12 protein-coding genes and 1 other RNA gene are annotated in these 13,381 nt (G+C 66.5%); 8 read left to right on the top strand and 5 right to left on the bottom strand.

Going from position 1 to position 13,381, the window contains the following annotated elements; translation table 11 throughout:
• The first annotated feature begins 121 nt into the window (after positions 1-121).
• Positions 122-946, top strand: a complete 825-nt coding sequence (locus tag ACV7JP_RS00620) for an ABC transporter permease (protein WP_457797354.1) — start codon at positions 122-124, stop codon at positions 944-946.
• Positions 936-1,691, top strand: a complete 756-nt coding sequence (locus ACV7JP_RS00615) for an ABC transporter ATP-binding protein (RefSeq protein WP_457797353.1) — start codon at positions 936-938, stop codon at positions 1,689-1,691. Before ACV7JP_RS00620 ends, ACV7JP_RS00615 begins: the two co-directional genes overlap by 11 nt.
• Here ACV7JP_RS00615 and ACV7JP_RS00610 read toward each other — a convergent pair.
• On the bottom strand, positions 1,676-2,833 hold the full coding sequence (locus ACV7JP_RS00610; protein ID WP_457797352.1) for an LptF/LptG family permease: 1,158 nt from the start codon (positions 2,831-2,833) through the stop codon (positions 1,676-1,678). The genes ACV7JP_RS00615 and ACV7JP_RS00610 overlap by 16 nt on opposite strands.
• A gap of 104 nt (positions 2,834-2,937) precedes the next feature.
• A complete protein-coding gene (locus tag ACV7JP_RS00605; protein ID WP_457797351.1) occupies positions 2,938-3,831 on the bottom strand; it encodes a hypothetical protein in 894 nt (297 codons plus the stop codon).
• 49 nt (positions 3,832-3,880) lie between these two features.
• On the opposite strand from ACV7JP_RS00605, the gene ACV7JP_RS00600 reads away from it, so the two are divergent.
• The 4 genes from ACV7JP_RS00600 to hrcA all read left to right on the top strand — a co-directional run bounded on the left by ACV7JP_RS00600 (position 3,881) and on the right by hrcA (position 8,539).
• Positions 3,881-5,146, top strand: a complete 1,266-nt coding sequence (locus tag ACV7JP_RS00600; protein ID WP_457797350.1) for a glycosyltransferase — start codon at positions 3,881-3,883, stop codon at positions 5,144-5,146.
• Complete coding sequence (locus tag ACV7JP_RS00595; RefSeq protein ID WP_457797349.1) at positions 5,143-6,375, top strand: glycosyltransferase; 1,233 nt, start codon at positions 5,143-5,145, stop codon at positions 6,373-6,375. The genes ACV7JP_RS00600 and ACV7JP_RS00595 overlap by 4 nt, the downstream gene beginning before the upstream one ends.
• Positions 6,376-6,550: 175 nt before the next feature.
• Positions 6,551-7,330, top strand: a complete 780-nt coding sequence (locus ACV7JP_RS00590) for an outer membrane protein (protein WP_457797348.1) — start codon at positions 6,551-6,553, stop codon at positions 7,328-7,330.
• A 123-nt stretch (positions 7,331-7,453) separates the two neighbouring features.
• The gene (gene hrcA, locus ACV7JP_RS00585; protein ID WP_457797347.1) at positions 7,454-8,539 is read left to right on the top strand and encodes a heat-inducible transcriptional repressor HrcA; all 1,086 of its coding nucleotides are present in this window, start codon (positions 7,454-7,456) and stop codon (positions 8,537-8,539) included.
• A 36-nt stretch (positions 8,540-8,575) separates the two neighbouring features.
• Here hrcA and ACV7JP_RS00580 read toward each other — a convergent pair whose 3' ends face one another.
• The 3 genes from ACV7JP_RS00580 to ACV7JP_RS00570 form a co-directional block, all read right to left on the bottom strand.
• Positions 8,576-9,079, bottom strand: coding sequence for a hypothetical protein (locus ACV7JP_RS00580; protein ID WP_457797346.1), 504 nt, complete (start codon positions 9,077-9,079; stop codon positions 8,576-8,578).
• 211 nt (positions 9,080-9,290) lie between these two features.
• Complete coding sequence (locus ACV7JP_RS00575) at positions 9,291-9,560, bottom strand: hypothetical protein (RefSeq protein WP_457797345.1); 270 nt, start codon at positions 9,558-9,560, stop codon at positions 9,291-9,293.
• A gap of 107 nt (positions 9,561-9,667) precedes the next feature.
• Complete coding sequence (locus tag ACV7JP_RS00570; protein ID WP_457797344.1) at positions 9,668-11,911, bottom strand: primosomal protein N'; 2,244 nt, start codon at positions 11,909-11,911, stop codon at positions 9,668-9,670.
• Positions 11,912-12,009: 98 nt separating this feature from the next.
• On the opposite strand from ACV7JP_RS00570, the gene ACV7JP_RS00565 reads away from it, so the two are divergent.
• Together ACV7JP_RS00565 and rnpB are read left to right on the top strand one after the other, a co-directional pair.
• Positions 12,010-12,564 (top strand): hypothetical protein, encoded by a 555-nt coding sequence (locus ACV7JP_RS00565; protein WP_457797343.1) that lies wholly within the window; start codon positions 12,010-12,012, stop codon positions 12,562-12,564.
• A 53-nt stretch (positions 12,565-12,617) separates the two neighbouring features.
• Positions 12,618-13,001, top strand: an RNA gene (gene rnpB / locus ACV7JP_RS00560) — RNase P RNA component class A.
• Positions 13,002-13,381 lie beyond the last annotated feature (380 nt).

Below are 13,381 nucleotides of genomic sequence, written 5' to 3'. Positions count from 1 at the left end.
CATCGTCCTTTACTCAATCGCTCCGCCGCCGTTAAAGCCCCGCCATTGACAGCGCCCGGCCGGAACTGGTCTATGCGGGCGTCGCGCCGACGGGCGCCGCTTCGGAAAGGACGACAGACCGTTGCTCGCCGCCATCCCGCCCGCCTATGTCGCCCCCTTCGAGCGGGCCTGGCGCAACCGGGAGCTCATCCGCGCCGTGGTGCGGCGCGAATTCATCTCGCGCTTTCGCGGCTCCTTCCTGGGCCCGGCCTGGGCGGTGCTTTCGCCGCTCGTCATGCTGCTCACCTATACGACGCTGTTCTCGATCACCGTGCCGCAACTCTCCGCCGGCATGAGCGTCGCCGACTATGCGAGCGGCATCTTCATCGGACTGATCGTCTTCAATCTCTTCAGCGAGCTCGCCTATCGCGCGCCGGTCCTGCTCCATGAGCATGTGAATTTCGTGAAGCGCTCGATCTTTCCGAGCGAGACCATCGCCTGGACCGCGACTATCCGCGCCTTCACCTATGCGGGCGTGGCCTTCGGCGTCTATATCGTCTTCCGGCTGCTGACGGCGGGGACGATCCCGCTCACCATCGTGCTGACGCCGTTCCTCGCCGTCCCGTTCTTCCTCTTCATCCTCGGCGTGGTCTGGTTCCTGATGGCGCTCGGCGCCTTCACGCGCGACGTGGCGCATGTCATGGCGTCGATCGTGCCGGTGCTGATGTTCGCCACGCCGATCTTCTACCGGCTCGATCAGATCGCGCAGATGTCCGCCTCGACCGCGATGTGGCTGCGGCTCAACATTGTGGGCGACTATATCGAGATGCTGCGCGCCGTGGCGCTGGACGGCCATGTGCCGAACGTCTTCGGCTATCTCCTCGTCGTGGCCGCCTCCTACGCCGTGTTCATCGGCGGCTACCAGTTCTTCATGCGCTACAAATCGGTCATCGTCGATGTCATCTGAGCCCGCCATCCGCTGTAGCGGCATCGGAAAAGCGTTCCAGCTCTACGCGCATCAGAACGACCAGTTGAAGCAGATCCTCTTCGGGCTGTGGAAGAAATTCTACAAGGAGAAGTGGGTCCTGCACGACATGACCTTCACGGTCGAGAAGGGCGAGCGCGTCGGCATTGTCGGGCGCAACGGCGCGGGCAAGACGACGCTGCTGCAGATTCTCTGCGGCATCACCATGCCGACGAAAGGCCGGTTCGAGGTGCAAGGCCGCATCGCGCCGATCCTCGCTCTCGGCTCCGGCTTCGACGGATTGCTGACCGGCCGGGAGAACGCCCGCATCGGCGCGGCGATCCTCGGCCTGTCGAAGAAAGAGGTCGACGCCCGCATCGAGCGCATCGCCGCCTTCGCCGATATCGGTCCTTTCTTCGAGCAGCCGATGCGCACCTATTCCATGGGCATGATTGCGCGCGTCGCTTTCGCCATCTGCGCCCATGCCGACGCCGACGTGCTGATCGTCGACGAGGCGCTGTCGGTGGGCGACGAGATTTTTCAGCGCAAATGCGAGAAATACATCCGGGATTTCGCTCATCACGGCACGATCCTGATGGTCTCGCACGATCTCGATTTCCTCGAGAGCCTTTGCGACCGCGTGCTGTGGCTCGAGAACGGCGTCGTGAAGGAAATCGGCGAGCCGGCTCCGATCATCGCCGATTACCGGGCGGCGATGATCGCGGAGGAAAGTCAGGCGGCGGGGTAGGGCACCGCCGCCGTCGGGACGGCGGAGTCATAGCGCCTCGGCTTCGGGCTGTAATTCACCTTGGCGATGAGCGAAGCGGAGAGCAGCGCCTCGGCGGCGGCTGCGGCGACGAGCAGGATCGCGAACCACGCGCTGATGCGCAGAAGCGATTCCAGCGCCACGAGAAAGCCGATATGCGCGGCCGGAATGGCGATGATGGTGAGGCTCCCCGCCGCGCCGCGCCGGCCGGTGATGTTGCCGAAAGTGAGCGTCAGCGCCATGGCGAGCAGCGTATGGGCGATGGCGAGCGCCGGCACGCCGAAACGTTTGGCCGCTTCCGCCATCCACTCGCCATATTGGCGCTTGTCGAGCTTCGCCAGCTCCCAGCTCGACAGGAAGGCGCCCGCCGAGAGCTCATAGACGCCTTTCCAGCCGCGGTCGGGCAGGGAGCCGCTGCCTTGCATCGGAAGCGCCATGGCGTATTCGTCGAAATTGGCGATGCGCACCTCATTGCTCGTGATCGAGCGCGTCTGGATGCTGCCATTGGAGAGCGCGACGATCACGCCCGACTCGTTGCGGCGGAACTCCGCGCGCGCCGCCGTAATCGTCTCTTCTTGCATCTTCTCGATGGAAATCTGCCGCACGAAGAGATTGGCGGCGATGTCCGGCGTGATCCAGCGCTCGATATAGAGCGTCTTCACGCCGTTCGAGAAGGTGTAGAAATGCGCCGCGTCGAGCATGCGGTGATTGAGCGAATTGCGGATGACGTTGAGAACGTCCTGCATGTTGCTTGTGTAATGCGGCGCGATGAAATTCGCGAGGATGTAGCCGAGCAGGACGACGCCGGCGGCGAGCGACAGCGCCGGGCGGCAGATCGACCAGGCGGAAAGCCGCAGCGCATAGAGCACGGCGATCATGCCCTCGCTCGCCATGCGCGAGAATTCGAGCGCCGTGGCGACGCCGACGGCCATGGGCAGCGTTACATAGGCGACGGTCGGCGTGACGCCGACCAGCGCGGGAATGACGAGCCCGCCGCGCACGGCGGCCGGCGGCAATTGATAGAGCAGATAGGACAGGACGACCGGAACCGACAGCGCAAGCTGCACGACGAGGACGTTGAAGCCCACGCGCTTGAAGAGGTAGCTGAAGAGAAGCCGGGGCATGCCGGGCGCTCCTCGCCGTCATTGCGAGCGCAGCGAAGCAATCCAGAGCCGCATCACGGCCCCTGGATTGCTTCGCTGCGCTCGCAATGACGGGTTAAAGCGCATCACTTCTTGAACCGCGCCCAGGCGGCCTTGGAATATTCCGTCCAGGCGGGGTCGAAGACGCCGCGCGAGGGCAGGGCGACCGCGCCGGCCCAATGGGCGAAATAGATCTCCTTGCCGTCGACGTCGACGGGCTTGCCGTCCCGGAAGGTCACGCCCGGCGCCTTGTAGAAGCTCTCATGCGAGGAGCCCGGCACGACATTGGGCAAGAGCTCGATCTTCAAGCCCTTGCGGTGGGTCACGAAATTGACGAGCGGCTGCGCGAAGAGCTGCCCGCGCTTGCGCACGTCGTGGAAAATCTCGGCGTCGGCCTTCATCGTCTCGATGAAGTCGGAGAGCTTCAGGAATTTGCTGGACGTGACCCAGAAGCCGTCGTTGAAGAGCAGCACGTCCTTCAGAAAGGGATATTTGCCGCGCCTGTCATTGTAGACATATTCGAAGCTCGGCGAGGCGACGACGAATTCCGTCCTGCCGGCCTCCAGCTTCCCGAAGAGCGGCGTGAAGTCGCGGAAGAGAATGACGTCGACGTCGACATAGGCGACTTCGTCGAGCGGCAGAGCGAGCGCCTGGAGCTTGCGCAGGCGGCGGCGGTTGTTGTTGAAGATCCCCGGATAGAGCTCATGAGAGAGCTTGTCGATCTCGACCGGCTCCTCGGCCACATAGGTCGCCCCGTAAATGTCGGCCGCCCGTTTCGTCATCTCCACATTGTCGTCATAGGGGATGAGATAGATCGGCAGCGACGAATTGGTGTCGCGGTAGCTTTCGAGGAAGGGCAGCAGCCAGTCGATGATCTTGTCGTTGCCGACGATCGCGACGCCGTAGCGCTTGGCCGGGGCGGGAGCGCCGGTCTCGGACTCGGGCGCGCGAAGGGGTGGATTCGGGAGACGAAGGCTCATATACGGGGGTGTACTGATAAAATTCGGGCAAAAGCAAGGGGGCGGTCTCTTGGACGAGTTTTCGCAGGCGCAGGCGAGCGCCGCGCCGCCGCCTGTGGGCAAGCCGCTGGCTGGGAAAACCGTCGCCGTCGTCCACGCCGCCTGGCATAGCTGCGGCAGCTATCAGGTGAATGTCAGTCAGATCGCCGCTTATCGGGCGCTCGGGGCGCGCGTCCTCTCCGTCGCCATGATGGACGCGCTCGGCCCGGCGGCGCCGGAGGGAGCGCGCTGGGACGCCTATCTGAACGCGGCCGGGAATATCGGCGCCAACCGCTGCTATTATTCCGGCGCGCCGACCGCGTCCTTGCTGTCGCCGGCCTTTCTAGCCAGGGGCTATTGGCGGCTCGTCCATGGCGATCAGGCCTCGTGGCTGATCGAGATCGCCAGGCGGGCGCCGCTGCCCCAGGAGATCGACGCGGAGTCGATCGACCTCATCCATGCGAATCATTTCTTCACGCTGCCCTTCGTCGAACGGTTGAAGCAGGGCAAGCGCATTCCCGTCATTCTGGAGACGCAGGACATTCAGGCGCGGCAATTCGCGCTGCGCAATCAGGGCGGCTTTTTCATCCCGCCTTACGCCGATTATTCGGACATGCTGAAGGTGGAGCTCGACTGGATGCGGCGCGCCGATCTCTGCTCGCATCTCAACGCGGAGGAATATCGCGACTTCCGCGATCTCCTGCCCGAGGCCCGGCATGCGCTGATCTATCCCGCCGTGCCGGACGTGCCGCGCGCCGCGGGGACGCAGATCGTCATCGTCGCGAGCGACAATTACGCCAATTACAAGAGTCTGCGCTGGTTCCTCGACGAGGTCGCGCCGAAGGCCGGCGGCGCCAAGGTCTCGATCTACGGCAATATTGACGCGGGCGTGAAGAAGCGCGACGCCGAGTTCTACGAGGCGAACGCCCATCTCTTCATGGGTCGGGTGGACAATATCGCCCTGGTCTACAAACGGGCGGGCTGCGTGCTGCTGCCGACCGTGGAGGGCCATGGGCTCTCGATCAAGGCCGTGGAGGCGCTCGCCTGCGGCGCGCCGATCATCGCGACGCCGCGCGCCTTCCGCGGCATGCAGATCGACCCCTCGACGCTTTCCAACGTCTCCGTGGCGCATGACGCGGCCGAATTCGCCCGGTTCTGGCGCAAGGCCCAGGCCCGAGCCGACCGCGGCGACACGCCGGCGGCGGCGAGCGACACGCGCATGCTGTATGATCGGGCTTTCAGCCTCGACGCCTATGCGCGGGCGCTGGCGGGGGCTTTGGAGACGCTTTCCGCATGAGCGGGGCGGGTCTCGCCGGCCGGCGCGTCGCGCTCGTGCATCCGGCCTGGCACTCGTGCGGCACCTATAGGGTGGTGCTTGGCCAGATCGAGGCCTACCGTGCGATGGAAGCGGAGGTTTCGCCCATCGCGATCAGCTCCGATCCGGGCTTCGTTCCGGGCCGCCGCTGGATCTGGAAATCTTTCGCGCAGGCGACGCCTGAGCTCGACGCCGGTCCGCGCTATCATGGCGGCGCGCCCTTCCACGCCATGCTGGGTCCGCGCTTTCTGACGCGGACGCTCTGGCCTTATATCCATGGCGATCAGGCGTCGATCCGTCTCGGCATGGCCGAGCGGGCCAGGCTATCGCCGGAGGTCGCGGCGCGGGAGTTCGACCTCGTCCATTGCAACCATTTCTTCCTGATGCCCGTCGCGCGGCGTCTCGCGAAAGGCCGTGCGCCGGTCATGCTCGACACGCATGATCTGCAGGCGCGCCAGTTCGCGCTGATCAATGAGCGCATGCCCTGGCTTTCGCCGCGCGTCACTTACGAAGCGATGCTGGCGCAAGAGCTGGCGGCGATGCGCGGCGCGGATCTACTCTTGCATCTCAACGCGCAGGAGGCCGACGATTTCCGCGCGCTGCTGCCGGAAAAGCGCCATGCGCTGCTCTATCCTCCGACGCCTCCGGCGCCGGCCGGGCCCGGCGGGCCGGACATCGTCATCGTCTCCAGCAACAATACGGCGAATGTCGAGAGCGTGATCTGGTTCCTGCGCGAGGTCGCGCCCAAGACGCCCGGCGTGACGGTGAAGATCGCGGGCAATGTCGACGCCGGAGTCCGCGCCCGCGCGCCGGAGCAATATGAAGCCTACAAGGCCTGGTTCCTCGGCCGCGTCGACGATCCGGGCGCGATCTACGCCAACGCCCGGCTGGTCCTGCTTCCGACGATCGGCGGCACGGGCCTCTCCATCAAGACCGTGGAGGCCATGTCGAGCGGCCTGCCGATCATCGCGACCCCGCAGGCGCTTCGCGGAATGGATGGCGACGCCTTCAGCCTTGCCGGTGTGACTGTGGTCGAGACGGCGGACGACTTCGCAAGGACGCTTGGCGCCGCTGCCGAGAAGCTTGCGCCGGGTGATTCGCGTCGGGCCGCGAGCCCCGCCTCGTCCTATTATGAGTCGCGCTTCTCGCTCGCGGCCTATCGGCGAAACTTGGCCGCGCTGGCCGAGCCCCTGCTAAGTCCGCATCCTTAAATGCTTCTCAATTGGAAACAGAGAATTACGCATCAGTGTGACGCGGGCGCAACGCCGCCGGTAAATTCGACCGGGCGGGGCAGGCGATAATTTCTTCGTCCATCTCCGGATGTTACTTTCTTCATCATCCTGCTGCTCCGACGACCGGGCGGCCTTGTAATTGGAGAGCACCATTATGACGTTCAAGGCTACGGTTTTCGGCGCGCTGGCGTCGATAGTGGCGATGGGCGCGGCTGCGGCCGCCGATCTGCCCAGCTACAAGGCGCCCCCGCCGCCGCCCGCCCCGGCTCCTTTCAGCTGGTCGGGCTATCATTTCGGCATCAGCGGCGGCTATGGCGGCGGCTCGGCGAACTATATTTCGAGCGTCTATTCCTTCGCGCCGGCCTTCGCCTGGAATCACGCCGAATCGTCGCACGGCACCAGCGGCTTCCTGGTCGGCGTCCAGAGCGGCGCCCTCTGGCAGATGCCGAACAACATCGTGCTTGGCTATGAATCGGACTTCAGCTATGCCGACGTGAGCAGCAACAATAACGGCGGCTGGGGCGGCGCGGGCCTGCGCAGCCGCCTGCGCTGGTTCGGCACGGAGCGCGCCCGCATCGGCTACGCCTTCGGCCGCTTCCTGCCTTACGTCACGGGCGGTCTCGCCTATGGCCAGTTGTTCACGGGCGGCGTCGAGAATGTCGGCGGCTTCCTGTTCCCCACCTCGGCCTCGAAGTGGCAGGCCGGCTGGACGGTCGGCGGCGGCCTCGAATATGCGGCGCTCGACAATATCTCGGTCAAGGCCGAATATCTCTATTCGAGCCTGCAGGGCACGAACGGCAATGGCCTCGCTTTCCCGGCGGCCTATCGCACCTTCCAGGGCAACGGCTTCGACACGCATATGGCGCGCGTCGGCGTCAACTACCAGTTCAAGAGCATCGGCGCGCTGCTCGGCATCGCGAATCTCGGTCTCTAAAGACGGCTGGGAACTCTTCCGGTCAGGAGCCCGGCCCATGCGGCCGGGCTTTTTGTTTGGCGGGCTTTTCCCGCGCGCGGCCCCGGCCTCGACGCGGCGCGCCGATGCGTTATTCTCCCGCCCATGATCCGACCGTCGCCGATCCTCCCGCCGGCATCCAACCTCTCAGTGTTGACCGAGCGCTCCCGGGAAATCTTCCGCCTGCTCGTCGACAGCTATCTGACGACCGGCGAGCCGGTCGGCTCGCGCCAATTATCTCGCATCCTGCCCATGACGCTGTCGCCCGCCTCGGTGCGCAATGTGATGCAGGATCTCGAGGAGCTTGGCCTCATCTATTCCCCGCATACGAGCGCCGGCCGTCTGCCGACCGAGCTCGGCTTGCGCTTTTTCGTCGATTCGCTGCTGCAGATCGGCGACATAGAGGAGGCGGAGCGCGCCCGTATCGCGGCGGAGGTCGAAGCCGCCTCCAAGGACCATGATCTGGAGGGCGTGCTCGCCGAGGCGACGAGCCTGCTTTCCGGCCTCACCCGCGTGGCCGGCGTCGTCGTGGCGTCCAAGGAGAATGTGCGGCTCAAGCAGATCGACTTCGTGCGGCTGGAGCCCGAGCGGGCGCTCGCCATTCTCGTCGCCGACGACGGCACGGTCGAGAACCGCGTCATTCGCGTCACGCGCGATCTGCCCGCCTCGGCGCTGATCGAGGCGGCGAACTATCTCAACGCGCGGATAACGGGACGAACGCTCGCCGAGGCGCGCGAGGGCATCGAAGCGTCGCGCCGCGCCGCGCAAATCGAGCTCAACGAATTGACCGCGCGACTTGTCGAGGCGGGCTATGCGAGCTGGGCGGGCGCGTCGAGCGAAAGCCGCCAGCTCATCGTGCGCGGGCAGGCGCATCTGCTCGAAGATCTTACGGCGGCGGTCGATCTCGAGCGCGTGCGGCTCCTCTTCGCCGATCTCGAAACCAAGACGGAAGTGATCGATCTTCTCGAACGCGCGGAGCAGGGCGAGGGCGTGCGCATCTTCATCGGCTCGGAGAACAAGCTCTTCTCGCTCTCCGGCTCCTCGATGATCGCCGCGCCTTTGCGCGACAGCGAGCGCCGCATCATCGGCGCGCTGGGCGTGATCGGCCCGACGCGGCTGAACTATGCGCGGATCGTGCCCATGGTTGATTACACGGCCAAGGTCGTCGCCCGCGTCGTCGGCGGCGCGTGAAGCGAGCCGCCGCGTAGCGGCTCGCTTCGTTGCATGTCAATTCTTCCCGCTCTCCGAATTGGTCTGCGCGCCGGACTGTTCGCCGCGCTCTTTCATCCCCTGATCGGCGCCCGTGCGCAAATCCTTGTCCCGGTCGCGCCAGCTATCGTCACGCGCGCTGCGGTCGCGGTCTCTGTCCGCGCCGCGTCCCATGCGGTCGCGATCCTCGTCGCGATCGAGATCGCCCCGCTCGCGGTCGCGCATGCCGCGCTCGCGACGGAAATCGTCGCGATCCCAGTCGCGATCACGCGGGGCGCGTCCGTAGTAATCGTCGTCGCGATAGCCGTGACGCCAGCGGTCGCGGCGATCGTCCCAATAGCCGCCGCGATGACGGCCGTCCGACCACCAGCAGTCTCCATCCTCGTCGCAGATTCGGACCGCATGCGCCTGCGTGACGCCAGCATCGAGAATGGGACGCGTCGGCGCGGCCGCGCGTGAAGCAGTCGCAGCGACCGCGAGCGCGCCCGACGCAGCCGTCAACAGGAGAAGCGTCTTCCTCATCGTCTCGTCCTTTCCAGCTCGGAAAAAACCGCCGACACAGGGCTCGACGGGGGACGGCCGGCGGTTCGGTCCGTCGTATCTGTCGCGCGCGTACGCCCTTTCAACGCGGATTTCCAAACCTGCCGGAAGCGGCGCGACGATGCGAAGAAGCGAAAGAAAAAAGGCCCGCGGCAGAGCCGCGAGCCTCTGTCGCTGGGCTTCAAAAAAAGCTTCAACGATCCCAGTCGCGATCGTCGTCGTCCCAATCACGATGCCAGCGGTCTCCGCGCCAGCGGCGGCCATAACCCCAATGGTCGTCTCCAAAGTGATGGCCGCGAGACCACCAGCAGCGATCGCGATCACAGATCCGCACGGAATGCGCCTGCTGCGCGGCGTCGAGGCCGGGCGACGTCTTCGGCGCGAGGGGCGTCGCGGAGGCGAAGGGCGCGCTCGCGGCGAAGGCGCAGGAGACAAGCGCGGCGAAGAAGATTGACCTGATCATCAATGTTCCTCCCTTACAGAGAAGGCAAAGCGCCAGGAGGCGCTTCGGGATCAGACCTATCTGTGGCGCACGGCTCGGCCTTCAACCATCCGCCGCTTCGCTTGGGATTACATGAAATTCTGCGGATCGATATCAATCTGCACGCGCACGCCGCCGCGCTCTTTCGGTCCCGCCGCGATCAGATCGCGCAGAAACGACTGCACGTCGGCGCTGCGCGGCGCCTTTACGAGCAGGCGGTAGCGGAAGCGGCCGCGAATGAGCGCGATCGGCGCCTCGGCCGGCCCCAGCATCATGATCTCGCCTGTTTCGGGCAGGCCGCCGAGCGCGGCGACGCGATAGCGCGGATTGGGCGGCAATTCATGCGCGGCGCGCGCCAGCGCGCGCGCATGCGCCTCCGTCTCCGCCGCATCCTTGCCCGAGACGATGAGCGCGGCGAGGCGCCCGAAGGGGGGCAGTCCCGCGCGTTCGCGCAGAGCGATCTCCTGCGCGTAGAATTTTTCGGCGTCGCCCGAGAGCAGCGCGGCGATGACGGGGTGCTCCGGCTGGAAGGTCTGTAGGAGCGCGCGACCCGGTCTGTCCCCGCGTCCGGCGCGTCCGGTCGCTTGATTGAGCAATTGAAAGGTGCGCTCCGCCGCGCGTGGATCGCCGCTGCCCAATCCTAAATCCGCGTCGACGACGCCGACGAGCGTGAGATGGGGGAAGTTATGGCCTTTGGCGACGAGCTGCGTGCCGATGACGATGTCGAAAGCGCCTTTTGCGATTTCGTCGAGCTCATGGCGCAACCTTTCCGCGCCGCCGGGAAAGTCGGAGGAGAGCACGAGAATGCGCGCATCGGGGAAGAGCGTCGCCGCTTCCTCCGCGAGACGTTCGACGCCGGGGCCGCAGGCGGCGAGCGCGTCCTCCGCGCCGCATTCGGGGCACGTATCGGGGCGGCGCTCCGTATGTCCGCAGTGATGGCAGACGAGCGCGCGGCGAAAGCGATGTTCGACCAGCCATGCGTCGCATTGCGCGCAGCGGAAGCGATGGCCGCAATCGCGGCAGAGCGTCAGAGGCGCATAGCCGCGACGATTGAGAAAGAGAAGCGCCTGTTCGCCGCGCGCAATGGTCTCGCCGACGGCGAGCGCGAGACGCGGCGCGATCCAGCGCCCGCGCTGCGGACCTTCGACGCGCATGTCGATGGACTCGAGGATCGGCATGGGGCGGGCGCCGGCGCGCGCGTCGAGGCGCAGATGGCCATAGCGCCCGCGCTCGGCGTTGACGCGCGTTTCGATCGACGGCGTCGCCGAGGCGAGCGCGATCGTCGCGTTTTCGATGCGCGCGCGAAGGACCGCCATGTCGCGCGCATGGTAAGAGGCGCCGTCATCCTGCTTATAGGCGCCTTCATGCTCCTCGTCGACGACGATGAGACGCAGGTCGCGGAAGGGAAGGAACAGCGCCGAACGCGCGCCCGCGACGACGGAGAGCTCGCCCGTCGCCGCCGCGCGCCAGATGCGCGCGCGCTTGCGGCCCGATACGCCTGAATGCCACTCCGCCGGCTTCTCGCCGAAACGCGCGGCGAAGCGCTCGAGAAATTGGGCCGTGAGCGCGATCTCGGGCATCATCACGAGCGCCTGTCCGCCATCCTTCAGCGCGGCGGCGATCGCCTCGAAATAGACTTCGGTCTTGCCGGAGCCGGTGACGCCTTCGAGCAGGAAAGGCTTGAAGCCGCGCGCGCGGACGGCTTCCGCCAAAGCGTCGGCGGCCGCGCGTTGCGCGGGCTCCAGCGCGGGCGCCGCGAAATCGGGATCGAGCGCGCCGGCGACGGGCTCGGGCGGCGCGGCCACGGTCTCGATGGCTCCCTCGTCGACAAGCGCGTCGATCACGCCCGGCGAGCAGGCCGCGGCGTCGGCGAGCGCTTTCTTGGCGAAGGCCATTCCGCCTTCCGCCGCCTTCAGCACGCGCGCGCGCGTGGGCGTGAGACGCGCGGGCCTGGCGCCGGTCGCGCGGTAGAGAAGACGCGGCGCGTCGGCCTCGGCGTCCTCGGCGGCGCGGGTGGCGAGGCGCAGCGCCATGCCGCGCGGCGTCAGCGTATAGCGGGCGAGCCAGTCGATGAAGTCGCGCAGCTTCTGCGAGAGCGGCGGCCGCTCGAGCCGCGCGGCGACGGTCTTGAGATTGCCGCGCGGGGAGGCGCCGTCCGCCACGGACCAGACGACCCCATAGGCCTCGCGCCTTCCGAGCGGAATCCTGACGCTGTCGCCCGGCCGCAGGCCGAGCGCCGGCGGCGCGAGATAGGAGTATAGCGAGTCGACGGCGACAGGCGCCAGCACGTCGACGACCTGCGCTCCCTCCGACTCATCCCGCGCCGCGCTCATGTCCGGGCCTTAAAGCATAAATCGCCCTGCTGGAAGCGACGGAACGAAGCCCGTCCGATGCGGTTGCTGCTTGCGAGGACATTTGGAGGAGGACGCGCATGAGCAATGTCGTAAACGGCAGATGGTCTGAACTCGGCCTGTCGGCTGTCGTGACGGGCTCCGTCGCCGCCCTGGTGTCGGCGGCGGCGCTGGCGGCGCTCGCCAAGATGGAAGGCAAGGGCGCGTTGCAGCCGATCAACGCCACGAGCCATTGGGCGCAGGGCGACGAAGCCGCGAATGTCGAGCTGCCAAGCGCCAGCCACACGCTTGTCGGCTTCGCCACGCATCAAGCGTCCGCCATCTTCTGGGCGGCGCCCTTCGAGGCCTGGCTGGCGCTCAACCCGCCGCGCACGCTCATGAACCTGCTGCGCGACGCCTTTGTGATGTCGGGGATCGCCTGGGTGGTCGATTATGGCGCGACGCCCAAGCGCTTCACCCCCGGCTGGGAGCTGGTGCTCTCAAAGAAGTCGATGCTGGCGTCCTATATCGCGCTCGCCTTCGGCCTTGCGGCGGGCGCGCTCGTCTCGGAGCGCGTGCGAGAATCAAGGCGCATGACATGGCGGGAAGCGATCCCGCAGCGCTTCGCGCGGCTTATGCGGGGTCTGGGACAATAATCCCAGGCGCCCCGCCTTGACCTCGCGGCGTCCGCTCCCTATCCCTGATGACGCCAGTCGGCCGGACGGCCGCTGCGTCATGCAGAGGAAAGTCCGGGCTCCACGGAGACACGGCGCCGGATAACGTCCGGCGGGGGCGACCCCAGGGAAAGCGCCACAGAAAGCAAACCGCCGGGCTGCAAGCCCGGCAAGGGTGAAAGGGTGCGGTAAGAGCGCACCGCCTCGACGGTAACGCCGAGGGCATGGCAAGCCCCGCCGGGAGCAAAACCGAATAGGGGCGACCGAAGGCCAGAAACCTTCAACCCGTCTCCGGGATGTCGCCCGGGTTGGTTGCTCGAGGCGGTCGGCGACGACCGTCCCAGAGGAATGGCCGTCACGCGCGCGCCGGGAAACCGGTCCGCGCCATACAGAACCCGGCTTACAGGCCGGCTGGCGCCCATCCTGCGTGAGAGCCGCTGAAACACCTCCCCTTTACGGGGAGGTCGGCGGCCAAAGGCCGCCGGGTGGGGTTCGCGCGGCGGCGGCGAAGGGGTTTTACCCCACCCGTCGCGCTCCGCGCGCCACCCTCCCCGTAAAGGGGAGGGATGGGCGGCCGCCAGCATTTGACGTAAAGCGCCGGTCAGGGCGAATTGGCGATCGATAGTCATGGAGTTGGCGCCAATACCTCCCCTTTACGGGGAGGTCGGCGGTCGAAGACCGGCGGGTGGGGTTCTTGCCGCCGCCACATTGATGGGGGCTTTACCTCATCCGGCCCAGCTTTGCTGCGCCGCCGTCCCCTTAAAGGGGAGGGATTCGCTCACGGCCGGCGTTCATATGG

The organism is Methylocystis sp. S23, from assembly GCF_054106005.1.
Note: the sequence above shows the minus strand (reverse complement) of the source record. Positions and strands in the feature narration are given on the sequence as shown.

Excerpts from the sequence above, each read along its gene's own strand:
- ACV7JP_RS00615 (WP_457797353.1), top strand. The coding sequence starts at position 936 with ATGTCATCTGAGCCCGCCATCCGCTGTAGCGGCATCGGAAAAGCGTTC.
- ACV7JP_RS00610 (WP_457797352.1), bottom strand. The coding sequence starts at position 2,833 with ATGCCCCGGCTTCTCTTCAGCTACCTCTTCAAGCGCGTGGGCTTCAAC.
- ACV7JP_RS00605 (WP_457797351.1), bottom strand. The coding sequence starts at position 3,831 with ATGAGCCTTCGTCTCCCGAATCCACCCCTTCGCGCGCCCGAGTCCGAG.
- ACV7JP_RS00595 (WP_457797349.1), top strand. The coding sequence starts at position 5,143 with ATGAGCGGGGCGGGTCTCGCCGGCCGGCGCGTCGCGCTCGTGCATCCG.
- ACV7JP_RS00590 (WP_457797348.1), top strand. The coding sequence starts at position 6,551 with ATGACGTTCAAGGCTACGGTTTTCGGCGCGCTGGCGTCGATAGTGGCG.
- hrcA (WP_457797347.1), top strand. The coding sequence starts at position 7,454 with ATGATCCGACCGTCGCCGATCCTCCCGCCGGCATCCAACCTCTCAGTG.
- ACV7JP_RS00580 (WP_457797346.1), bottom strand. The coding sequence starts at position 9,079 with ATGAGGAAGACGCTTCTCCTGTTGACGGCTGCGTCGGGCGCGCTCGCG.
- ACV7JP_RS00575 (WP_457797345.1), bottom strand. The coding sequence starts at position 9,560 with ATGATCAGGTCAATCTTCTTCGCCGCGCTTGTCTCCTGCGCCTTCGCC.
- ACV7JP_RS00570 (WP_457797344.1), bottom strand. The coding sequence starts at position 11,911 with ATGAGCGCGGCGCGGGATGAGTCGGAGGGAGCGCAGGTCGTCGACGTG.
- ACV7JP_RS00565 (WP_457797343.1), top strand. The coding sequence starts at position 12,010 with ATGAGCAATGTCGTAAACGGCAGATGGTCTGAACTCGGCCTGTCGGCT.